We start from the raw sequence: 20,362 nt of genomic DNA on the forward strand, positions 1-20,362 counted from the left end.
GTGCGGTGATGGACGATGGGGGGAGGGATGGTGGGCGATACGACGTGATGTGACCGGCCGCGGCCTGGAGTTGGGGTGACGGTCGACTTCTTCGGCAGCCGGTGAGTACGTGGGCCGGTGCCGGGGTGGGGCGGTGCCGGGCGGGCGGTGTTGGCGTGGTGCGATGCGTCGTCGCCCGGTGCGTTGGGCCTGATCTGCCGAGTCGAGACTGGCCGCTTGTGCCGGCGTGGCCTGGTCGAGTCCGGCGTGGCTCGGTCTGGGCTGGTCTGGTCCAGGACTTGCCTGGTCTGAGCTTGTCCGGTCTGGGATTGCTTGGCTTGGGCTTGTTTCGCCTGGTGAGGGCCGTTGCATTGTCGGCGCGCGGGTACGGCCGGTGTCTGAGGCGGGGCTCAGGTGCAGGGCGTTCCTGCGTGGTGCGTGTGCATGTGCTCGGCGTGGGGCTTGGTGGGGGTGGGGTGGGCAGGGGTGGGGTGGGAGGGGGCGGGGGCGGGGCGGGAGGGGGCGGCGGGGCCGGCGTTCAAGGTTCGGAAGCCGCGGCCGAAAAGTGCCGCCCCCCGGCGAGCGAGCCGTCCCTCGCGGCCCCACCAGCGTTCCGCGGGGTCGGTGACCACGGCCTGGAAGCGGCGCCACTGCCGGATCTCCCGGGCGGTACGGACGACGGCCGCGTCCGGGGCGGGCGGGGCGGCCTCGCCTCGCTGGGCGGCGCGGTAGCTGTCGAGGAGGTGCTGCTGCATGGCGTTCATGGCTCTCACTGTGGGGCGGCCGGGCCGCCCCTGGCGCGTCGATTGACGAGAGCCGTCAATCGACGACACCGCAGGTCACGGCCTCGCGCATGATGGGTACATGGCCAACGTCATCGACATCACCGGGCTGCCGCCGGAGCGTCTCGTCTTCGCGCCCTCGCCGCTGGCCGAGCTGAGTGCGGCGCTGCACGCGCTGTCCGAGCCGGGCCACCACCCGGGCCTGCACGGCTGGGTCACCGCGACCAACGCCGGGCTGAAGACCGACCTCGCGGACCGGCTGTGCGAGGCGGACTTCCTGTGGCGGTCCTCCCGCTCCGACATCCTGCTGCCCGCCCACCCCGGGGCGTCGCTGGCAGAGGAGCTGGACCAGCTGGACCAGATCGACGACGAGCGGTTCGTGGCCGCCTTCTTCGAGATCAACTGCTCGCCCCGGTACACCCGCCCCACGCCGTCGCCCCTGGTCGACGCGGGTGAGCGGGCGCGCGTACGGGAGATGGCGGCGGCTCGCGGCCCGCGCCAGGCAGCCTTCACGGACCGTATGCTGACCGACCCCGACGGCCTGCGGGTGTGGCTGCGCCGTCTGTTCCAGGACTGCGAGGACGCCTTCTTCGGGGACATCTGGCGGCGGGTGGGCATCCAACTGGCCACCGACGCCCGCCACAAGACCGAACTGCTGCGCCGCAAGGGCCTGGCCGAGACACTGACCGCGACCTCGCGGGCGTTGACGCTGGACGAGGCACAGGACGGCGGCGGAAGCACCCGGATCCTGGTCGACAAGCTGGCCAGCGGGCGCACGACGGCCTATGCCGACCCCGCCGACCCCGGCGTCACCTTCCTGCCGACGTCGTTCGGCTGGCCGCACCTGCTGTTCAGCCATGCCCCCGGCTGGCGTCCGGTGATCCAATACCCGGTCGCCAGCCCGGAGTTGCCCGCGCACGCCACGCTGGAACTCGTCCAGCAGCGGCTGGAGGCGCTCGGCCACCCGATGCGGATGCGGCTGTGCCGCTCTCTCTCGCGCGGGCCGCACACCACGGGCGAGTTGGCGACCGCGTTCGGCATCACGGCGCCGGAGGTGTCGCGGCATATCGCGGTACTGAAGAAGGCGGGGCTGCTGCAGACCCGGCGACGCGGCCGTTACGTCCTCCACCAGCTGGATCTCCAGGTGGTGGCCCGGCTGGGCAGCGACTTCCTGGAGGGCGTGCTGCGCTGAGGGGTGGGCACCGGCAGACAGACGGCAGCCAGCCCGTCAGCCCAGGCGGGGGGGCAGAGAAGCCGCAGGGACGTGAGCAGCGCAGGGCGGCCCAGGGCGGCGCCGGCACGAACAGCCGGCGCACTGCCCAGCCGGGTCCGGCGACCCGCCGCCACTGGCCGGCCCGCCCCGCCCGTCCGCCACCTCCCCGACGCGCTACGCCCCGGCGCCCCCGGCCCGGACCAGCCCCGTCTCATAGGCGAGCACCACCGCCTGGACCCGGTCCCGCAGGCTCAGCTTCGTCAGGATCCGGCCCACATGGGTCTTGACCGTGGCCTCGGACAGCACCAGCCGCGCCGCGATCTCACCGTTCGACAGCCCCTGCGCGACGAGCAGCAGCACCTCGCGCTCGCGCTCGGTCAGCCGCCCCAGCTCGGGCCGCGCGGGCTCGCCGCCGGTGTTGGGCAGCATGGGCGTGAAGCGGTCGAGGAGGCGGCGGGTGGTGGACGGGGCGACCACCGCGTCCCCGCTGTGCACCGCCCTGATCGCGGCGAGGAGTTCGTTCGGCGGGACGTCCTTGAGCATGAAGCCGCTGGCTCCGGCCTTCAGCGCGGAGAAGGCGTACTCGTCCAGGTCGAAGGTGGTCAGGATGAGCACCTTCGGGGCGCCTTCCGGCTGAACGCCCCCGCAGATCCGGCGGGTCGCCTCGACCCCGTCGAGGCGCGGCATACGGACGTCCATGAGGATCACGTCCACTTCGGTGGAACGCAGCACCTCCAGGGCCTCCGCCCCGTCGCCGGCCTCGGCGACGACCTCCATGTCCGGTTGTGCGGCCAGCACCATCCGGAAGCCGGTGCGCAGCAGCACCTGGTCGTCGACGAGCAACACGCGGATGGTCATGGCAGGGGAATCCCTTCACGGGTCGGCGGGGCCGGCGGGGTCGGCTGGGGTGGTAGGAGCAGTTGGGCTGGCTGGTGCCGTTGGGACGATCGGAGCGGTTGGAGCCGTTGAAGCGGTTGGGGCGAACGCGTCTGGAGCGGACGATGCCAGGATGGACGGGTCTGGAGCGGGCGGGCCTGAGGCCGCTGGTCCCAGGCCCCCGCCCCCGACCCGGACTCGACCCCGGCGCCGGTCCCAGTCCCGGCCTCGACCCCGGCCCCGCCCGCCCGAGAATCCGTGCACCGATCCTCCGTGCACCGGACCCAGGCCCGTACCGAGGGCGGCCTGCTCACCGCTCCGCCTTGAGCGGCAGTACGGCGTTGACCCGGAATCCGCCGCCAGGGCGGGGACCGGCGTCGAGGATTCCGCCGACCATGCCCACCCGCTCGCGCATGCCGATCAGGCCGTGGCCGAGCCCGTCCGCGCCGCCCGCCTCGTAGAGCTCGTGCTGCGCGCCCCGGCCGTCGTCCTCGACGAGCAGATCGAGGTCGTCGTCCCGGTAGGTGAGGCGGACGGTGGCGCTGACGCCGGGGCCGCCGTGCTTGCGGGTGTTGGTCAGCGCCTCCTGGACGATGCGGTACGCGGTCAGCTCGACGCTGCTGGGCAGCGGGCGCGACTCGCCGACGACCCGGAAGTCGACCGGCAGTCCCGCGCCCCGGACCTGGTCTATGAGGTCGGCGAGCTGCTCGACGCCGGGCTGGGGCACATACTCCTCGCCCTCGGCCTGCTCACCGGTGCGCAGCACGCCCAGCAGCCGGCGCATCTCGGCGAGCGCCTGCCGGCCCGTACCGGAGATCGTCTCCAGCGCCTGCCGGGCCTGGTCGGGCGCGGCGTCGAGGACATACGCGGCGCCGTCGGCCTGGACGACCATCACCGAGACGTTGTGCGCGACGACGTCGTGCAGCTCGCGGGCGATCCGGGCGCGCTCGGCCGCGACCGCGATCCGGGCCTGGGCCTCGCGCTCCTTCTCCAGGCGGGTGGCCTTCTCCTCCAGCTGCGCCCAGTAGGCCCGGCGGGTGCGGATCGAGTCGCCGAGCACCCAGGCCAGGACGAACGGCACGGTGAGCAGCGCCATGAAGAAGAGCACGGCCCAGAGCGGCAGGTGGGCGGGGCCGCCCCGGAAGCGGAGCTGGGACAGCACGGGGCCGATCAGCGCGGCGGCCAGTGCGAGGCGTGCGGCCCAGCGGCGGGCCGAGGTCTCCGAGGCGACGGTGTAGACGATCACCATCATCGAGAAGTCGCCTGGGTTGGGCGGGACGTTCAGGATCAGCTGGCCCACGCCGAGGGCGATGGTCAGCAGCAGCATCTTGACCGGGTACTTCCGGCGCAGGGCGATGACCAGGCACAGGCCGACGGCGATGAGCAGGCCGATGGCCTTGCCCGCGAGGCCCGGCTGGGAGATGACCCACAACCCGGTGATCCCGAAGAGGAGGAAAGCCCAGAAGCTGTCCACTCCCGTCGGGTGCCTGCGGAGGAAGTCATAGAGGCGCTGCACGTAACCCAGCGTAGGCAGCGCGAGGAGAGAGAAGAGTCAACCGGAGGGGCGATCCTCTCCGAGGGGGCCTACTCCGCTAGGTGGAGGCGGTCTGCGCCAATTGCTTCGGCCCTGGGGTTGATCCGCGGTCACGCTGCCCCGGCGGGCCCGTGCCGTCCGCGGGAATACGCCCACGACCAGGGGTTTCCTCCCCGGACCGGGTCATACCGCAGGCCGACCGCCCCACCACGGGTCGACGCCCGGTGCCGCCGACCGCCCCGTACGGGTCTGTGCCTGCCTCCACGTACGGGCCGCGCCGGTCCCCGTACCGTGGTGCCGTGACGACAGAGGGACGACGGACGACAGCGGGACAGGGACAGGGACGCGGTTCGGCGGCGAACGAGCACCGGCAGGCCCGACGGGAGCCGGCCGACGCCCCCCGCCCCGCCGGACCGGCCACAGCCGCCACCCCCGCCGAACCGGCCACCCCCACCGCACCCGCCTCCACCCCCCACCACTCCCCCTGGCGTAGCTGGCGGGAGGCGGCCGAGCAGGCGCTCTACGGCCCGGACGGCTTCTACACCCGTCCCGGCGGCCCCGGCCCCGCCGGCCACTTCCGCACCTCCGTCCACGTCTCCCCGCTGTATGCCGGCGCCGTCGCCGCCCTCCTCCGCCGGGTCGACGCCGCCCTCGGGCATCCGGACGAGCTGGCCCTGGTGGACGTCGGCGCGGGCCACGGCGAGCTGTTGACCGGTGTGCTGGCGGCCCTCCCCGAGGAGACGGCCGGGCGGCTGCGCCCGTATGCCGTCGAACGCGCCGCACGTCCCGAGGGCCTCGACCCCCGCATCGCCTGGCGCGCCGACCTGCCCGCACCGGGCTCGCTCACCGGACTGCTCTTCGCCAACGAATGGCTGGACAACGTCCCGCTGGACATCGTCGAGACCGACGCCGACGGCGTACCGCGCCGGGTCCTGGTACGGGCCGACGGCACGGAACGGCTCGGCCCGCCGGTCGACGGCCCGGACGCGGAGTGGCTCGCCCGCTGGTGGCCGCGCGCCACGCCGGGAGCTGCCGACCGCCCCGCCCCCGGGCTGCGCGCCGAGATCGGCCGCCCCCGGGACGCCGCCTGGGCGCGCGCCCGCCGCACCCTGCGCGCCGGGCTCGCGGTCGCCGTCGACTACGCCCACCGGCGCGCCGGCCGGCCGCCCTTCGGCACCCTCACCGGCTTCCGCGCGGGCCGCGAGGTCCAGCCCGTCCCGGACGGCAGCTGCGACCTCACCGCGCACGTCGCGCTGGACGCGTGTGCCGGCCCGGGTGCCGAGCAGCTGACCCAGCGCACCGCGCTGCACGTCCTCGGGGTGACCGGCCGCCGCCCGCCGCTCTCCCTGGCCACGACCGACCCGGCCGGCTACGTACGCGCGCTCGGCGCGGCCGGTGACGCGGCGGAACTGACCGATCCGGCGGGCCTGGGCGCCTTCGGCTGGCTGCTGGAACCGGTCGGCGGCACCGCCTGCGCGGGACTGCTCGCCGCCGACGCCGAGAGCAACACCCACAGCACCGCCGACAGCACCACCGACCGCACCGCCGACTGACGCCCCGAACGCGAGACCACCACGCGGCACCACCAGGCCCCGGAGCACAACACCACCACGCCCCAGAGACACGGCCCGCCTGCACAGCCCACCCCTCGGCCGCCCCCGTTCCACACCACGGACCGCGCCGCTCCGCATCGTCCCGCCCTGCGACACTGTCCCCATGACGGAGACGACGGTCGGCATCGGCGGCGCGGCGGAGAGCACCGACATGGTGCTGAACATCGGCCCGCAGCATCCCTCCACGCACGGCGTGCTGCGGCTGCGCCTCGTCCTGGACGGCGAGCGCATCCGGCATGCCGAGCCGGTGATCGGCTATATGCACCGCGGCGCGGAGAAGCTCTTCGAGGCCCGCGACTACCGCCAGATCATCATGCTCGCCAACCGCCACGACTGGCTGTCGGCGTTCTCCAACGAGCTGGGCGTGGTGCTCGGCGTCGAGCGGATGCTGGGCATGGAGGTGCCCGAGCGCGCGGTGTGGACGCGCACGCTGCTCGCCGAGCTGAACCGCGTCCTGAACCACCTGATGTTCCTCGGCTCGTACCCGCTGGAGCTCGGCGGGATCACTCCGGTCTTCCACGCGTTCCGGGAGCGCGAGGAGCTTCAGACCGTCATGGAGGAGATCTCCGGCGGGCGGATGCACTACATGTTCAACCGGGTCGGCGGCCTCAAGGAGGACCTGCCCGCCGGCTGGCTCGGCCGGGCCCGGCAGGCCGTCGCGGACGTCCGCTCCCGTATGGACGTCTTCGACAACCTGGTCCTGGGGAACGAGATCTTCCGCGGCCGTACCCGGGGCGTCGGCGTGCTGGCCCGTGAGGCGGTGCACGCCTACGGCGTCTCCGGGCCGATCGCCCGCGCGTCCGGCGTCGACTTCGACCTGCGGCGCGACGAGCCGTATCTCGCGTACGGCGAGTTGGGGTCCACGCTCAAGGTCGTCACCAGGGAGGAGGGCGACTGCCTGGCCCGCTTCGAGTGCCTGCTGGAGCAGACGCACAACTCCCTCGACCTCGCGGACGCCTGCCTGGACCGGATCGCGCAGCTGCCGCCCGGCCCGATCAACCAGCGGCTGCCGAAGGTCCTCAAGGCCCCCGAGGGCACGACCTACGCCTGGACCGAGAACCCGCTCGGCATCAACGGCTACTACCTGGTCTCCAAGGGCGAGAAGACCCCGTACCGCCTGAAGTTGCGCTCCGCGTCGTACAACAACATCCAGGTGCTGACGGAGCTGCTCCCGGGGACCCTGGTCGCCGACATGGTCGCCATCCTGGGGTCGATGTTCTTCGTGGTCGGCGACATCGACAAGTAGGCACAAGTAGGCGGCGGGGAGGTGCCCGCCCATCCACAGGCTGTGGATGGGCGGGCACCTCCCCGCCGCTCGCTACGTTCTACCGCCTTCGACTGCCCTGCGTTCTCCTGCTACCGCCTTCCGGCGTTCAGGAGATGGCGCTGCGCAGTTCGGCGAGGTCGAGCTGCTCGGTCTCGTCGTGGGCGGTCAGGTCGATGACCTCGCCGGCGCCGTGCGTCGTCTCCCCGTCGGCGACCACGCCACCGGGCGCCGCGTCATCGCCGGAGGCCGCTTCGCCGGAGGTCTCCTCTCCGGATGCCTCGCGCCCGTCTATGCCGCCGTGCTCGGAGTCCTCGGAGTCCCCGGAGCCAGAGCCCGCGGAGTCCCCGGAATCTCCGGAGTCCTCAGAGCCCTCGGTCTCCGTACGCACCGCGCGGGCGTCCGTACGAGCCTCCGTGCGGGCGTCCGTACGGGCCTTGGCGCGCGCCGACTGCTCGGCTACCGCCTCGTCGCCGACGACGTCCGCCAGGTCCTCCTCCAGCGGCGCGGGCAGCTCGTTGCGGGGGACGGTGGCGTTGCCGAAGAAGTCGAAGCCGCCGAGCGTGCGGGGCACGGTGGGGCGGGCCGGGGCGATCGCGGCGGCGGCCGGCACCGGGCGGAGCGCGGATCCGCCCACCCCCTGTGCGGCGGCCGCCCCTGGCTTCCCCTGGCCGGTCGCCTCGGGTTTCTCCTGGCCGGCGGCCTCGGGTTGTCCTTGAGCGCCGGTGTCGGGCCGGCCGGCGGTCTGTGCGGCGGCGCACTGCCGGGCGGCGTTGCGGGCCAGCTCGCGCAGCGCGCGGTCCGCCTCCGCGAACGTGGCGGTGGGACGGGACCCGGCCGCGCCGTCCGCCTTCCTGGCGTCCGGCACCGGGCGGCCGCCGCCGGTCGCCGGCTCGCGGCGGGCCGGGACGAGCCCGCCGTCGGCGCCCGGCTGCCCGGTCTCGATGGCGAGCAGCCGGCGGCCCTCCAGGGCGCTGGCCCGCTCGGTCTCGGCGTTGGCGTAGCGGCGCAGCAGAGCGGCGTGCTCGCTGCGCAGCCGGGCGAGTTCGGCGCGCTTGGCGCGGAGCTTGGTGTCCAGCGCGGCGCGGATCTCGCGCGCCTCCTCGATGTCCGTCTCCAGCTCCGCGATGCGTTCCTCGGTGCGCCACTCGTCGCGCGCCCGGGCCCGGGTCAGCTCGGCGACCCGCTTGCCGGCCTTGCGGTCCCAGGTCCGCAGCAGGACGGCGCCGGTGACCGCGGCGGCCGCGGCACCGGCGGCGAGCACCCGTTGCACGAGGTCGTCGCCGACGAACCACGCGCCCGTGGCGCAGGCAATTGACGCACCGGCGACCGTCGATGGAGGAAGCAGCCGGTGGAGGGGTGGGGAATGGCGGTGGCGTCCTCGTGGCATGGCCAGAAACTTACCGTGCGTGCGAGACCTATGGGGCCCCGCATACGGATCCGTTCCCCGCTGGTTACTTCTTGACCAGCCCCTTGGACTCCAAATACGCCTGCGCCACATCGGCGGGCTTCAGGCGCTCGGCATCGATCTTGCGGTTCAAGTTGATCAAGTCCTCGGTGGTGAGCGTCTTCGTGATCTTGTTGAGCGCGGCCTCGATCTCCTTGTCACCGGCGCTCTTGGCATTCAGCACCGGCAGCACATTGTCGGCGTTCTGCAGCTTCTTGTCGTCCTGGAGAAGCACCAGACCGAAGTTGTCGAGAGTGGCGTCCGTGGTCGTGGTCAGCACAAGTTGGTCGGTGCCGTCCTTGACCGCCTGCTTGGCCTGCGGGGTCCCCACGCCCTTGGGGTCGATGCCCGCGACGGTGATGCCGTAAGCCTTCTCCAGACCGGGCTTGCAGAACACCCGCGTCTCGCACTCCTCGCCCGCGGCGAGTTTGACCTTCTGATGAGAACGGCCCAGGTCGGACAGTGTCTTGAGCGTGTTCTTGGCGGCGAATTCCTTGGTCACCGCGAAGGCGTTCTGGTCGGTGGCCGCACCTGCCGGCAGCACCTTCAGTCCGCGCGGCCCGGCCAGCTTCTTCAGCTCCGTGACGGTCTTGCCGATGTCACTGGAGGCCACGGGCTTCGCCTTGGGGCCGTTCTTCTTCGCGTTGAGGAATTCCGCGAGGGTGGAGGCGTATTCCGGAACGACGTCGATCTGGCCCTTCTCCAGGGCCGGTTCATACAGCTCGCGATTGGCCAGCGTCTGAACCCGTGGGTGGTAACCGGCATCGGCCAGGACCCGCGCATAGATCTCGGCGAGCACCTTCGACTCGGTGAAGCCCGCCGAGCCGATGACGATCTCGCCTTTCCCTCCGCCCTTGCCGCCCTTCTGCTCCAGGCTCTGCCCGCCGCATGCGGCCAGCCCGGCGGCCAGCGCCACCACCGTCCCCGCGGCGAGCGCGGTACGCGCCGTGCGGGCCGTACGTGCTGTGCTGCTCATGGAAATCCACTCCGTCCGTTCGGGGTCAGGTCGGTCGAGACGTCTCGGGTCGGGGCCGGGCGGGCCCTGTCGTCACACTTCCGTCGTCCGCCCGGGAGGCGGGCCGGGCGGGGTCCGGTGCGCGCCCTCGGCGGGCCGGCCGGCGGCGCCCGTACCGGCCGCGGCCGTACCAGCCCTACTGGACGGACCGGCCGGACCGGCGTCGTCGCCCGCCGCGGCGAGCGTGCCTGCCCGGGAGTGACTCCCGGCCTCGGCCGGGGAAACGCCGGACGTGGCCTGAGGGTTGACGGCCGGCCCCGGGGCCGGTGCGCTCCCGCGCGGTGCGCGCCGCCGCCCCCGCATCGGGTCGAAGGCCCGGTCCAGCAGCACCAGCACCCCCTCCACCAGCAGGGCCAGCAGTGCCACCAGGACCGCGCCGGCCACCACCTGCGCGGTGTCGTAGTTGCCGAAGCCGGCGGTGATGATGCGGCCCAGGCCCCCGCCGCCGGCCATTGCGGCCAGCGTCGCCGTGGCCACCACCTGGACCGCCGCCGACCGCAGTCCCGTCATGATCAGCGGGTAGGCGAGCGGTATCTCCACCCGCAGCAGCAGCTGCGGCCCCGACATGCCCATCCCCCGGGCGGCCTCGACCACGTCGCGGTCCGCCTCCCGTATGCCCAGATGGACGTTGGTCAGCAGCGGCGGCACCGCGAACAGCACCAGCGCGATGATCGTCGGCCAGTCGCCGTGCGTCCCCAGCGGACTGAGCGTCAGCAGCACCAGGACCGCGAAGGTCGGCACCGCGCGCCCCACATTGGAGAGGTTGACCGCCAGCGCGCCGCCCTTGCCGAGGTGCCCGAGCCACAGCGCCACCGGCAGGGCCAGCAGGCAGGACAGCAGCAGGCAGAGCCCGCTCAGCCAGAGATGCTCGCCGAGGCGGTGCCATACGCCCTTCTCCCCGGCCCAGTTGGCGGCCGTGGCCAGCCACTGCCAGGCACCCGTGATCGCGTCCACGCTCACCCCACCGCCTTCGCCACGGCCGCACCGCGCCGCACCCGGCGGCCCCCGGACCGTGCCCGTGTCCACGGCGTCAGCAGTCGCTGCACGCCGAGCAGGAGCAGATCCGCCACCAGGGCCAGCAGCACGCACAGCACCGACGCGGTCAGTACCTCGGCCTTGAAGAAGCCCTCCAGGCCGCTGGCTATGAGATTGCCCAGGCCGCCGTAGCCCACCACCGAGCCGATGGTCGTCATCGCCACCGACGAGACCGTGGCGATCCGCACGCCGGCCACCAACGCCGGGAGCGCGAGGGGGAGTTCGACCTCGAACAGTAGCCGGGCCGGGCCGTATCCCATCCCGCGGGCGGCCTCCCGCACCTCGGTGGGGACGGCGTCCAGGCCGGCGAGGATGTTGCGCACCAGGATCGTCAGCGAATACAGCACCAGGCCCGTGACGACGACCGAGGGTGAGACCCCGAAGACCGGCGTCAGCAGCGCGAACATCGCCAGCGACGGCACCGTGTACAGCACCGTCGTCAGCCCCAGGACCGGGCCCGCGACGCCCCGCCGGTGCCGCGCCAGCAGCGCCAGCGGAAAGGCGACCAGCAACCCGAGGAGCACCGACACGACCGTGATGCCGAGGTGCTGGAGCGTGGCGTCGATCAACTCCTGGCTCCGGGTGCGGAGATACTCGCCGCAGATCCAGTCGTTCCGCTCCAGGCAGCCCGGACCGCCCTGCGCCAATACCTGATTGCCCGTCAGCACTTCGGCCGCACGCACCGGTGCCTCCACCGCCGTCACCTCCCCCGCTCGCCGATACCGTGGTGACTGTCTGCGACCCTAACCCCCACCACTGACAATCGCCGCGGCCCGGTCTCCACTCGCAACACCGCGTTCACGGCACGTGCGCACGACACGTACACAATGGGCCCGTCCACACAGGGGGAATGCATGATCCGCTTCGAGCACGTCACCAAGCGCTACGCCGACGGCACCACGGCCGTCGACGACCTCTCCTTCGAGGTCGCCGAGGGCGAACTCATCACCCTCGTCGGCCCGTCGGGCTGCGGCAAGACGACCACGATGAAGATGGTGAACCGGCTCATCGAGCCCACCGAAGGCCGGATCCTCCTCGACGGCGAGGACATCGCCGACGCCGACCCCGTCGAACTCCGCCGCCGCATCGGCTACGTGATCCAGCAGGTCGGGCTCTTCCCCCACAGGACCGTGCTGGACAACACCGCCACCGTCCCGCACCTCCTCGGCCGCCCGCGCAAGGCCGCCCGGGCCCGCGCCGCCGAACTCCTCGACCTGGTCGGCCTGGACCCGTCCGTCTACGGCGACCGCTATCCCGACCAGCTCTCCGGCGGCCAGCGGCAGCGCGTCGGCGTCGCCCGCGCCCTGGCCGCCGACCCGCCCGTGCTGCTGATGGACGAACCGTTCGGCGCGGTCGACCCGGTCGTCCGCGAGCACCTCCAGAACGAGTTCCTGCGCCTGCAGTCCACGCTCCACAAGACAGTGCTCTTCGTCACCCACGACATCGAGGAGGCGGTCCGGCTCGGCGACCGCATCGCCGTCTACGGCTCCGGGCGGATCGAGCAGCTGGACACCCCGGCGACGGTCCTGGGCGCCCCGGCGACCCCGTACACCGCGGAGTTCGTGGGCGCGGACCGCGGTCTGAAGCGGCTCGCGGTCACCCCCGTGGAGGCCGCCGACCTCGAAGAGCCGCCGGTGGTCCGCCTGGACGACCCGGCCGCGCGGGCCGCCGGGGCGCTCGCCGCCGCCGGCGCCCCCTGGGCCGTCGTCCTGGACGCCGACGGGACGCCCTACGGCTGGGTGGCGGCCGAGGCGCTCACCGACGCCGCGGACGGCCCCGCCACCGTCCGCGGCCGGGCCCGCCCGATGGCCGAGGCGGTGCGGCTCGGCACCCCGCTCCGGCAGGCGCTGAGCACGCTGCTCCAGCACGACGCGGGCTGGCTCGCGGTCCTCGACGGCGACCGCTACCGCGGCGTCCTCACGCCCGCCGCACTGCACGGGGCGCTGCGCCGCGCCACCACCGCGGACGCCGCCGACCTCGCGCGCGACGAGGTCGCCCTGGACACCGTTCCGCGGGTCTGAAAGCGGGCCTGACAGCGGACCTGAAGAACCGCGGCCGGGCCCCGGCCGGATCCGCGCGGCCCGGCCGGGGCACCCGTCACGTCCGCGCCGCCCCGGGGCCCTCGCCGTCGTCCTCGCCCTCCGGCAGCTTGCAGACCCGCTCCAGGAAGATCGCCGCGGCGACCACGGCCGCCCCGGCCAGCACCGAGAAGCCCGCGTACACCGCCTGGGTGCGCCGCGCGCCGTCCACCCCCGCCGTCACCAGGAAGACCCCGACGCCGCCGTACAGGCCCGCGACCAGCGAGGCCACCAGGGCGCTCGCCTGGCCGAAGACCACCGCCCGCGCGGCCACCAGCGGATCGACGCCCTTGGCGCCGGGCCGCCGCTCGCGCTGCGCCCGCAGCCGGGCCCGCAGCGACACGGCGGTGGCGGCCAGCACCGCGGCGATCAGCGCCAGCACGATGGGCGCCGCCACCGGCACTCCGGGCAGGGTCCCGAAGGAGTCCCACAACCGGGCGCCCGCCCAGGCCAGGATCCCGGCCACCACGAACAGCCCGACCAGGACCTTGATCCGTAGTTGCTTCACCGAGCGATCGCCCCTCGCACCGTCCCGGTCATCGGTGCCGCGATGACCGGGTCCGCTCTCATGGCCGCACGCACCGGTGCGGCCGCCGTATCCGTCGTGTCCGTCCGGCCGCCCGCGCACGCGTGCCCGCGCCGCCGCCGGCGTCCTCGCGCCAGTACACCAGCGCTTCCGCCGTCCCGGACGCATCGCCGCCGTACGCGGCCGGCCCGCAACCCTAACGACTACTCCGGCAGCCGCAGTTCCAGGTCCGCCCGGAGGTTCACACCCTCGCTGCCGACCGCCGCCAGCAGCGCGGCCACCGCACCGCGGCCCGGAACCTCCGCCTCCGGGTCGATGTCGTGCCACGGCACCAGGACGAACGCCCGCTCGTGGGCGCGCGGGTGCGGCAGCGTCAGCCGCGGATCGTCGGACCGCACGTCCTGGTAGGCGAGGATGTCGACGTCGATGGTGCGCGGGCCCCAGCGCTCGTCCCGCACCCGCTCGAAGGCTTCCTCGATGGCGTGCCCGCGCTCCAGGAGGGACTCCGGCGGCAGCGTCGTCTTGATCAGCACCACGGCGTTGAAGTACGAGGGCTGGGAGGCGGGGTCGACGCCCCACGGCTCGGTCTCGTACACCGGGGAGACCGCCTTGACGCGGACGCCCGGGGTGTCCTCCAGCGCGTCGACGGCGCCCTGGAGCGTCTCCAGGCGGTTGCCGAGGTTGCTGCCCAGCGAGATCACCGCGCGCTTGGGGTTGGAGAGCGTGACGTCCGCGGCGTCCACCTGCTCCACCACCGAGGCGGGCACGGGCTGGACGGTCGGGTCGTTGACCGGATCGGTGTGGGAGGCGCGGGAGGTGGCGGGGGCCGGCTGGTGGGTGGTTTTCATACTCGGCTCCGAGTGATGGTGATGGTCACGTCATCGAAGGGGACGGTGATCGGTGCGTCCGGCTTGTGGACCACCACTTCCACCTCCTGCACCCCCTCGTGCTTCAGGCACTGATCGGCGATGCGCTCCGCCAGGGTCTCGATGAGGTCGACGGGCTCGCCTTCGACGACGGCCACCACCTCCTCGGCGACGATGCCGTAGTGGACGGTCTTCGCGAGGTCGTCGGAGGCCGCCGCCGGGCGGGTGTCCAGGCCGAGGACCAGGTCGACGATGAAGGTCTGGCCTTCCTCGCGTTCCCGGGGGAACACCCCGTGGTGTCCTCTGGCCTTCAGCCCACGCAGCGCGACACGATCCACGCGAATCACTCCCACTGGTCCGGCGGCACCTCTGGCGCCACTGTTCGTCGGATTCGGGCAGCAACCAGAGCCGTCCGGCGACGCTGCCCCATTCGAATCTACCTGCGAGCACCGACAGTGCTCGCCCATGGGGGCTATGGACAAGGCCCCGTTCTGCTGCTAGGCCGGGTCGCGCGGGCAGCCGGGCAGAGCGCGGGAGATCATCCGCGCGGCCTCTTACCCGTGCACACCCGTCCCACCCCTACCCATGCCGCACTTGGCTCGAACGGGTGCGCCCCGGCCGGGCCGCTGACGCCGGGCACGCCGGCGCGCGCCCCTTGAGGAACAGACCTGTGAAGCCACTCACACGTCCGCGGAATGGGACGTACCGCCCGCCCGGCGCTCACAGCCGCCCGGCGGGCCCGTCCTCCTCGTCCTCGTCGGCGTCGTCCCCGTCGTCGTCCTCGCGGTCCGCGAGCACCGGCGAGCCGTGGTGCGACCAGACCCGCCAGCCGTCCTCGGTCCGCTTGAAGACGTTGGTGGCCACGACCAGCTGGCCGATCAGCGGCCCCACCGAGCCGTCGTCCTCGGCCGGACCGCCGCTGAGGATGTTCTCGGTGCACGTCACCAGCGCGGTGTCGCCGATGACGTCGATCTCCACATCGGTCAGGAAGAACTGGATGTACTCGGTGTTCGCCATGATCAGGGCGTACGAGCGCAGCACCTCGCCGCGCCCGCGCAGCACCGGCCACCCGGGGTGGACCACACTCACCTGGCCGTCCAGCCACAGCTCGGACAGCGCCTCGTGGTCGCCGCGCTCGATGGTCTCGTACAGCGCGGTGTTCGCCTGCTCGACCAGCTCGATGTCCGTCCGTGGGCCCAAGCCGCTCACTTCGTCCCCGTCGTCGTCGTACCGCCCACCCGGTCCGCGCCGAACGCCCCGGCGCCCCCGGCGGCCCCCGCCGCGTCCTCGACGGCACGGGCCACCCGCACCGCGTCCGCGCTCGCCCTGACCTCGTGCACCCGCACCGCCCAGGCCCCCTCTCGCGCCACGATCGCCGACACCGCCGCCGTCGCGGCATCCCTCTCCCGGGCCGGCGGTGGAGCGGCACCCTCGCCGCCTGCCAGCACCCTGCCCAGGAACCGTTTCCTCGAAGCGGCGACCAGCAGCGGTCGGCCAAGCGCCCGCAGCCGGTTCAACTGGGCGATCAGCGCCAGGTCGTGCGGCGCCTCCTTGGCGAAGCCCAGTCCCGGGTCGACGATGATCCGCTCCGGGTCGACCCCGCCGGCGACCGCGCGCTCCAGGCTCACCGCCAGCTCGTCGACGACCTCGCGGACGACGTCGGCGTAGACCGCCCGGTTGTTCATGTCGATCGACTGGCCGCGCCAGTGCATCACCACGAACGGCACGTGGCGGTCGGCGACGGTGGGCACCATCGCCGGGTCGGCCAGGCCGCCGCTGACGTCGTTGACCAGCCGTGCGCCGGCCTCCACGGCCTGCGCGGCCACCGCGGCGCGCATGGTGTCGACGGAGACCACCACCCCCGCCGAGGCCAGCTCGCGCACCACCGGGACGACCCGGCGCAGCTCCTCGGCCTCGTCCACCCGGGGCGCGCCGGGCCGCGTCGACTCGCCGCCGACGTCGACGATGTCGGCGCCCTGGGCCACCAGGTCCAGACCGTGTTTGACGGCGAGCTCGGTGTCGAACCACTCGCCGCCGTCGGAGAACGAATCGGGCGTCACGTTCACGACGCCCATCACCGCGCAGCGGTCCCAGTCCGGCAGTCCGGCCACCCGGCCGCGCAAGGTACTCATGGCACCAGCGTAGGCCGTGTGCCGACCGGCCGGATTGCCCCCGCCGACTGCGCGGACCCGCCCTCCGACGGGCCGCCCGGGGACCCGTCGACAGGCACCCGGGCGGCCCGCCCGCGCGGCTTCAGGCGACCTTCTCCAGCGTCCCGGCGGCCAGCACCGACTCCTCCGGATGCGCGCAGGGCTGCGGCGCGGCGGCCTTCCGGCGGCGCAGCACCCGCGGCAGCTCCAGATAGCCCTCCGCCTGCATGGTCGCCAGGCCGATCCGCGGGATGTCCCGGCTGGTGCGGAAGACCACGAACCGCGGCTCCCAACGCGGCTGGAACTTGTCGTTGAACTTGTAGAGCGACTCGATCTGGTACCAGCGCGACAGGAAGAGCAGCGTCCCGCGCGTGACGCGCATCACCGGTCCGGCGCCCAGCCGCTCGCCCCGCTCCAGGTAGGAGCGGAAGACCGCGAAGTTCAGCGAGAGCTGCTTGATCTTCAGCTCCGGCGCGGTCTGCAGGGCGGCGACGATCAGCAGCTCGTTCATACCGGGGTCGGCGCCGCGGTCGCGCCGCATCCGCTCCAGCGACATACCGTCCGGCCCCCAGGGCACGAAGTACTGCAGCGCCTTCAGGTCACCGAACGGGCCGGCTTCCTCGCCCTCGGCCGGGGCCAGATGCGCGGTGGCGATCACCGCGTCGCCGTCCTTGACCGCGTCGATACGGCCGAGCGCCATGGAGAAGCCGCGCTCGTCGTCGGTGTCGCGCCAGGCGTCGGCGGCCTTCTGTACCCGCTCCAGCTCCTCCGGCTCCAGGTCGCGCACCCGCCGCACCTGGGTGGTGTACCCGTTGCGCTCGATGCGCTTGACCATCTGCCGCACGTTGCGCATCGAGCGGCCGGACAGGGTGAAGTCGGCGACGTCCACGATCGCCTCGTCGCCCAGCTCCAGCGCGTCCATCCCGGTCTCCCGGGTCCAGACCTGGCCGCCGGTCTCGCTGCAGCCGTGCACCGCGGGGGTCCAGGAGTGCGCCCGCGCCTCCTCCATGAAGCGCTCGATGGCGCCCGGCCACGCCTCGACGTCCCCGATCGGGTCGCCGCTGGCGAGCATCACCCCGGAGATCACGCGGTAGCAGACCGCGGCCTTGCCGGACGGCGAGAAGACCGCGCCCTTGTCCCGGCGCAGCGCGAAGTAGCCCAGCGAGTCCCGGCCGCCGTGCCGGGCCAGCAGCTCCCGCAGCCGCTGCTCGTCCTCGTCCGTCAGCCGGGCCGCCGGGTGCTCCGGGCGGAAGGCGAGGTACGCGGTGGTGGCCACGGTCAGCAGGCCCAGCGCACCGAGCGAGTAGCCCACGGTGTAGTCGACGCCGTTCGTGTAGGCGACCGGCCCCTCGAAGCCGAAGAGCCCCCACAGGACGTGCTCGGCGCGCGCCCCGAACGACGGCGCACCGACGATCTTGTGCGGATGGGAGCTGACGATCACCATCCCGAGGCCGAAACTCACCCCTCCGAGGACGACGAAGTTGGCCACCGCCTTCCAGCGGCTGCGCGGATCGGGCAGCGCCGCGAACTCCCGCCGGTGCCACACCAGGAATCCCAGCAGCACCAGCGACAGCACGGCCCCGAAGACCGAGTGCCGGTACACCAGCTGGGCGGCGATCCCCACCGGCAGCAGCGCCACCGCCGCCACCCAGGCCCGCCGCTTGCGCCGCTTGAGCCCGTGGGCCAGGAGCAGCAGCAGGATCCCGACGACGAGCGAGGCGGAGGCCGCCAGCGGGCTCACCGCGCCCGGCAGCACCTCGGCCACCGCGTGCACCCGGCTGTGCCGGAAACGCGGGAAGATCCCGGAGAGCAGATTCAGCAGCCCGACCACGACGCCGGCCGAGCCCACCAGGCCGGGGACCGCCGCGGGCCGCGGGCCGCGGAGCCAGCGTGGCGCAGACCACGCAACCTTCTCCGACTTTTCGCCATCTAGCCTGTCAGACATCACTTTCCCGTCGCCCCGGTCGAGAGAACGTGCGAGCCTTGGTCGCAGCATCTGGACTTTTGCGCCCTGTATGACGGCGTCTCAGGGCTCGGGGTTCCACTTGCGGTCCGGATGGCCCGGCCGCCCGGAAGAAAGCACGACATGGGTCTCACCAGCAAGAAAGTGCTGCTTCTCGCCGTACTCGTAGCGGTGGCGCTGTTCGTTCTGACGATCTGGCTCTGGCCGCGGCTGTCGAAGGGCAACTGGCGCGCGGTGCTCGGCCGTATCGGCCTGCTCTTCGCCACGCAGTTGTCGCTCTTCGCGGCCATCGGCCTGTTCGCGAACAACACCTTCGGCTTCTACGCCTCCTGGGCCGACCTCTTCGGCCAGGAGCAGGAGCCGGGTGTGGTCACCAACTACAAGTCCGGCCCGAACGGCACCAGCCTCAAGATGCTGGGCACCGAGCGCCTGAGCATCCAGGGCGCCTCGGTCCCGGCGACCGCCGGCCGCCTGGACAAGGTCCTGATCCGCGGCCAGAAGTCCAAGATCGCCAGCCCGGCGTACGTCTACCTGCCGCCGCAGTACTTCCAGAAGAAGTACGCGCACAAGAAGTTCCCGGCCGCGGTGATCCTCACCGGCTACCCGGGCACCGCCGAGGCGCTCTACAAGAAGCTGCACTACCCGCAGACCCAGTACAACCTGCTCAAGGACAACCGGATCCAGCCGACCGTCCTGGTGATGATGCGCCCGACCGTGGCCCCGCCGCGCGACACGGAGTGCGTGGACATACCCAACGGCCCGCAGACCCAGACGTTCTTCACCCACGATCTGCGCCACGACATCAGCGGCCAGTACCGCGTCGGCAAGGACGCCAAGAGCTGGGGCATCATGGGCGACTCCACCGGCGGCTACTGCGCGCTGATGATGACCATGCGCAACCCCCACGCCTACTCCACGGCCGTGTCCCTCTCCGGTGACTACAAGGCGCCGATCGACGCCACCACCGGCCCCCTCTTCGGCGGCGACAAGCAGCTGCAGAAGGAGCACGACCTGCACTGGCGGCAGGAGCACCTGCCCGGTCCCCCGGTGAACCTGCTGGTCACGACCAGCAAGCACGGCGAGAGCAACTACAAGCCGACGCTGAAGTTCATCGAGGGCACCAAGTCGCCGTCCAGGGTCGCGTCGATCATCCTCGACAGCGGCGGCCACAACTTCAACACCTGGCGCCGGGAGATCCCGGCCGCCCTGGAGTGGATGGGCGGCCGCCTGAAGGCCTGACGCCCCGCACGACCCGGCAGCGGCCCGGGGCCCCGGCGATCTCCGCCGCGGGCCCCGGGCCGCTCTGCGTCTCCGTCAGGCCGCCGCGCACCCCGCGGGGCGCGCCGGGCGGCCGGCTCACCGGCCTCAGCGGGCCAGTATCAGGCTCATCGCCTCGGCCCGCGTCGCGGGATCGCGCAGCTGCCCGCGCACCGCGGATGTCGTCGTCTTCGCCCCCGGCTTGCGGACCCCGCGCATGGTCATGCACATGTGCTCGCACTCGACGACCACGATCACGCCGCGCGGCTCCAGGATCTTCATCAGCGAGTCGGCGATCTGGGTGGTCATCCGCTCCTGGACCTGCGGACGCCGGGCGTACACATCGACCAGCCGGGCCAGCTTGGACAGCCCGGTGATCTTGCCGTCGGTGGACGGGATGTAGCCGACGTGGGCCACGCCGACGAACGGCACCAGGTGGTGCTCGCAGTTCGAGACCACCTCTATGTCCTTGACCAGCACCATCTCGTCGTGACCGAGGTCGAAGGTGGTGGTGAGCACGTCCTCCGGCTTCTGCCACAGCCCCGCGAACAGCTCCTTGTACGCCCGGGCCACCCGCGCCGGCGTCTCCAGCAGGCCCTCGCGGTCCGGGTCCTCGCCCACCGCGATGAGCAGCTCGCGCACGGCGTTCTCGGCACGCTTCTCGTCGAACGTGCCGATCGCGCGCTCGACGTCCAGCGTCACTGGGTCCGTCATTGGTGCCTCGTTCCTCCTGGGCCCGCTCGAAACGCGGAACGCCGCGCCCC

At 72.8% G+C, this 20,362-nt stretch carries 18 protein-coding genes and 1 pseudogene; 5 read left to right on the forward strand and 14 right to left on the reverse strand.

Going from position 1 to position 20,362, the window contains the following annotated elements:
* Nucleotides 1-389: 389 nt before the first annotated feature.
* Nucleotides 390-743 carry a hypothetical protein gene (locus ACRAS8_RS15610; protein WP_438486657.1) on the reverse strand — a complete coding sequence of 118 codons (354 nt, stop codon included), beginning with the start codon at nt 741-743 and terminating at the stop codon, nt 390-392.
* Nucleotides 744-843: 100 nt separating this feature from the next.
* On the opposite strand from ACRAS8_RS15610, the gene ACRAS8_RS15615 reads away from it, so the two are divergent.
* Nucleotides 844-1,953 carry a DUF5937 family protein gene (locus ACRAS8_RS15615; RefSeq protein ID WP_438486658.1) on the forward strand — a complete coding sequence of 370 codons (1,110 nt, stop codon included), beginning with the start codon at nt 844-846 and terminating at the stop codon, nt 1,951-1,953.
* Nucleotides 1,954-2,148: 195 nt separating this feature from the next.
* On the opposite strand, the gene ACRAS8_RS15620 is transcribed toward ACRAS8_RS15615, so the two are convergent.
* Nucleotides 2,149-2,832, reverse strand: a complete 684-nt coding sequence (locus tag ACRAS8_RS15620) for a response regulator (RefSeq protein ID WP_438486659.1) — start codon at nt 2,830-2,832, stop codon at nt 2,149-2,151.
* Nucleotides 2,833-3,160: 328 nt separating this feature from the next.
* The gene (locus ACRAS8_RS15625; protein ID WP_438486660.1) at nt 3,161-4,366 is read right to left on the reverse strand and encodes a sensor histidine kinase; all 1,206 of its coding nucleotides are present in this window, start codon (nt 4,364-4,366) and stop codon (nt 3,161-3,163) included.
* 317 nt (nt 4,367-4,683) lie between these two features.
* Between ACRAS8_RS15625 and ACRAS8_RS15630 the strand changes: the two genes are divergently transcribed.
* Both ACRAS8_RS15630 and ACRAS8_RS15635 read left to right on the forward strand, forming a co-directional pair.
* The gene (locus ACRAS8_RS15630) at nt 4,684-5,937 is read left to right on the forward strand and encodes an SAM-dependent methyltransferase (RefSeq protein ID WP_438486661.1); all 1,254 of its coding nucleotides are present in this window, start codon (nt 4,684-4,686) and stop codon (nt 5,935-5,937) included.
* 163 nt (nt 5,938-6,100) lie between these two features.
* Nucleotides 6,101-7,243, forward strand: coding sequence for an NADH-quinone oxidoreductase subunit D (locus tag ACRAS8_RS15635; protein ID WP_438486662.1), 1,143 nt, complete (start codon nt 6,101-6,103; stop codon nt 7,241-7,243).
* A gap of 127 nt (nt 7,244-7,370) precedes the next feature.
* Here ACRAS8_RS15635 and ACRAS8_RS15640 read toward each other — a convergent pair whose 3' ends face one another.
* The 4 genes and pseudogenes from ACRAS8_RS15640 to ACRAS8_RS15655 all read right to left on the reverse strand — a co-directional run bounded on the left by ACRAS8_RS15640 (nt 7,371) and on the right by ACRAS8_RS15655 (nt 11,441).
* Nucleotides 7,371-8,651 carry a hypothetical protein gene (locus ACRAS8_RS15640; RefSeq protein ID WP_438486663.1) on the reverse strand — a complete coding sequence of 427 codons (1,281 nt, stop codon included), beginning with the start codon at nt 8,649-8,651 and terminating at the stop codon, nt 7,371-7,373.
* A 64-nt stretch (nt 8,652-8,715) separates the two neighbouring features.
* Nucleotides 8,716-9,684 carry an ABC transporter substrate-binding protein gene (locus ACRAS8_RS15645; protein WP_438486664.1) on the reverse strand — a complete coding sequence of 323 codons (969 nt, stop codon included), beginning with the start codon at nt 9,682-9,684 and terminating at the stop codon, nt 8,716-8,718.
* Nucleotides 9,685-9,924: 240 nt separating this feature from the next.
* Nucleotides 9,925-10,677 (reverse strand): annotated as a pseudogene (locus ACRAS8_RS15650) (ABC transporter permease); the annotation flags it as partial.
* Between the two features lie 2 nt (nt 10,678-10,679).
* The gene (locus tag ACRAS8_RS15655) at nt 10,680-11,441 is read right to left on the reverse strand and encodes an ABC transporter permease (RefSeq protein WP_438486665.1); all 762 of its coding nucleotides are present in this window, start codon (nt 11,439-11,441) and stop codon (nt 10,680-10,682) included.
* A gap of 171 nt (nt 11,442-11,612) precedes the next feature.
* Between ACRAS8_RS15655 and ACRAS8_RS15660 the strand changes: the two genes are divergently transcribed.
* A complete protein-coding gene (locus tag ACRAS8_RS15660) occupies nt 11,613-12,779 on the forward strand; it encodes an ABC transporter ATP-binding protein (protein WP_438486666.1) in 1,167 nt (388 codons plus the stop codon).
* Nucleotides 12,780-12,855: 76 nt separating this feature from the next.
* On the opposite strand, the gene ACRAS8_RS15665 is transcribed toward ACRAS8_RS15660, so the two are convergent.
* From ACRAS8_RS15665 to ACRAS8_RS15690, 6 genes are all read right to left on the reverse strand, one after another.
* Nucleotides 12,856-13,344, reverse strand: coding sequence for a DUF3180 domain-containing protein (locus tag ACRAS8_RS15665; RefSeq protein WP_438486667.1), 489 nt, complete (start codon nt 13,342-13,344; stop codon nt 12,856-12,858).
* Between the two features lie 221 nt (nt 13,345-13,565).
* Nucleotides 13,566-14,210: a 2-amino-4-hydroxy-6-hydroxymethyldihydropteridine diphosphokinase gene (gene folK / locus ACRAS8_RS15670; protein ID WP_438486668.1), complete on the reverse strand. Its 645-nt coding sequence runs from the start codon at nt 14,208-14,210 to the stop codon at nt 13,566-13,568.
* On the reverse strand, nt 14,207-14,566 hold the full coding sequence (folB, locus tag ACRAS8_RS15675) for a dihydroneopterin aldolase (RefSeq protein WP_016574864.1): 360 nt from the start codon (nt 14,564-14,566) through the stop codon (nt 14,207-14,209). The genes folK and folB overlap by 4 nt, the downstream gene beginning before the upstream one ends.
* A 382-nt stretch (nt 14,567-14,948) precedes the next feature.
* Nucleotides 14,949-15,428 (reverse strand): nuclear transport factor 2 family protein, encoded by a 480-nt coding sequence (locus ACRAS8_RS15680; protein ID WP_438486669.1) that lies wholly within the window; start codon nt 15,426-15,428, stop codon nt 14,949-14,951.
* Nucleotides 15,429-15,433: 5 nt separating this feature from the next.
* Complete coding sequence (folP, locus tag ACRAS8_RS15685) at nt 15,434-16,360, reverse strand: dihydropteroate synthase (RefSeq protein ID WP_438486670.1); 927 nt, start codon at nt 16,358-16,360, stop codon at nt 15,434-15,436.
* A 121-nt stretch (nt 16,361-16,481) separates the two neighbouring features.
* Nucleotides 16,482-18,323 carry a phosphatidylglycerol lysyltransferase domain-containing protein gene (locus ACRAS8_RS15690; protein ID WP_438486671.1) on the reverse strand — a complete coding sequence of 614 codons (1,842 nt, stop codon included), beginning with the start codon at nt 18,321-18,323 and terminating at the stop codon, nt 16,482-16,484.
* Nucleotides 18,324-18,464: 141 nt separating this feature from the next.
* Here ACRAS8_RS15690 and ACRAS8_RS15695 point away from each other — a divergent pair, with 141 nt between their 5' ends.
* The gene (locus tag ACRAS8_RS15695; RefSeq protein ID WP_438486672.1) at nt 18,465-19,580 is read left to right on the forward strand and encodes an alpha/beta hydrolase; all 1,116 of its coding nucleotides are present in this window, start codon (nt 18,465-18,467) and stop codon (nt 19,578-19,580) included.
* Nucleotides 19,581-19,706: 126 nt separating this feature from the next.
* On the opposite strand, the gene folE is transcribed toward ACRAS8_RS15695, so the two are convergent.
* On the reverse strand, nt 19,707-20,312 hold the full coding sequence (gene folE, locus ACRAS8_RS15700; RefSeq protein ID WP_438486673.1) for a GTP cyclohydrolase I FolE: 606 nt from the start codon (nt 20,310-20,312) through the stop codon (nt 19,707-19,709).
* Between the last annotated feature and the right edge of the window lie 50 nt (nt 20,313-20,362).

Origin of the sequence: Streptomyces sp. S186 (assembly GCF_051603415.1) — a bacterium.
Lineage (GTDB): Bacteria > Actinomycetota > Actinomycetes > Streptomycetales > Streptomycetaceae > Streptomyces.

Excerpts from the sequence above, each read along its gene's own strand:
- ACRAS8_RS15615 (WP_438486658.1), top strand. The coding sequence starts at position 844 with ATGGCCAACGTCATCGACATCACCGGGCTGCCGCCGGAGCGTCTCGTC.
- ACRAS8_RS15690 (WP_438486671.1), bottom strand. The coding sequence starts at position 18,323 with ATGTCTGACAGGCTAGATGGCGAAAAGTCGGAGAAGGTTGCGTGGTCT.
- folP (WP_438486670.1), bottom strand. The coding sequence starts at position 16,360 with ATGAGTACCTTGCGCGGCCGGGTGGCCGGACTGCCGGACTGGGACCGC.
- ACRAS8_RS15640 (WP_438486663.1), bottom strand. The coding sequence starts at position 8,651 with ATGCCACGAGGACGCCACCGCCATTCCCCACCCCTCCACCGGCTGCTT.
- ACRAS8_RS15695 (WP_438486672.1), top strand. The coding sequence starts at position 18,465 with ATGGGTCTCACCAGCAAGAAAGTGCTGCTTCTCGCCGTACTCGTAGCG.
- ACRAS8_RS15645 (WP_438486664.1), bottom strand. The coding sequence starts at position 9,684 with ATGAGCAGCACAGCACGTACGGCCCGCACGGCGCGTACCGCGCTCGCC.
- folE (WP_438486673.1), bottom strand. The coding sequence starts at position 20,312 with ATGACGGACCCAGTGACGCTGGACGTCGAGCGCGCGATCGGCACGTTC.
- ACRAS8_RS15660 (WP_438486666.1), top strand. The coding sequence starts at position 11,613 with ATGATCCGCTTCGAGCACGTCACCAAGCGCTACGCCGACGGCACCACG.
- ACRAS8_RS15635 (WP_438486662.1), top strand. The coding sequence starts at position 6,101 with ATGACGGAGACGACGGTCGGCATCGGCGGCGCGGCGGAGAGCACCGAC.
- folK (WP_438486668.1), bottom strand. The coding sequence starts at position 14,210 with ATGAAAACCACCCACCAGCCGGCCCCCGCCACCTCCCGCGCCTCCCAC.
- ACRAS8_RS15610 (WP_438486657.1), bottom strand. The coding sequence starts at position 743 with ATGAACGCCATGCAGCAGCACCTCCTCGACAGCTACCGCGCCGCCCAG.
- ACRAS8_RS15620 (WP_438486659.1), bottom strand. The coding sequence starts at position 2,832 with ATGACCATCCGCGTGTTGCTCGTCGACGACCAGGTGCTGCTGCGCACC.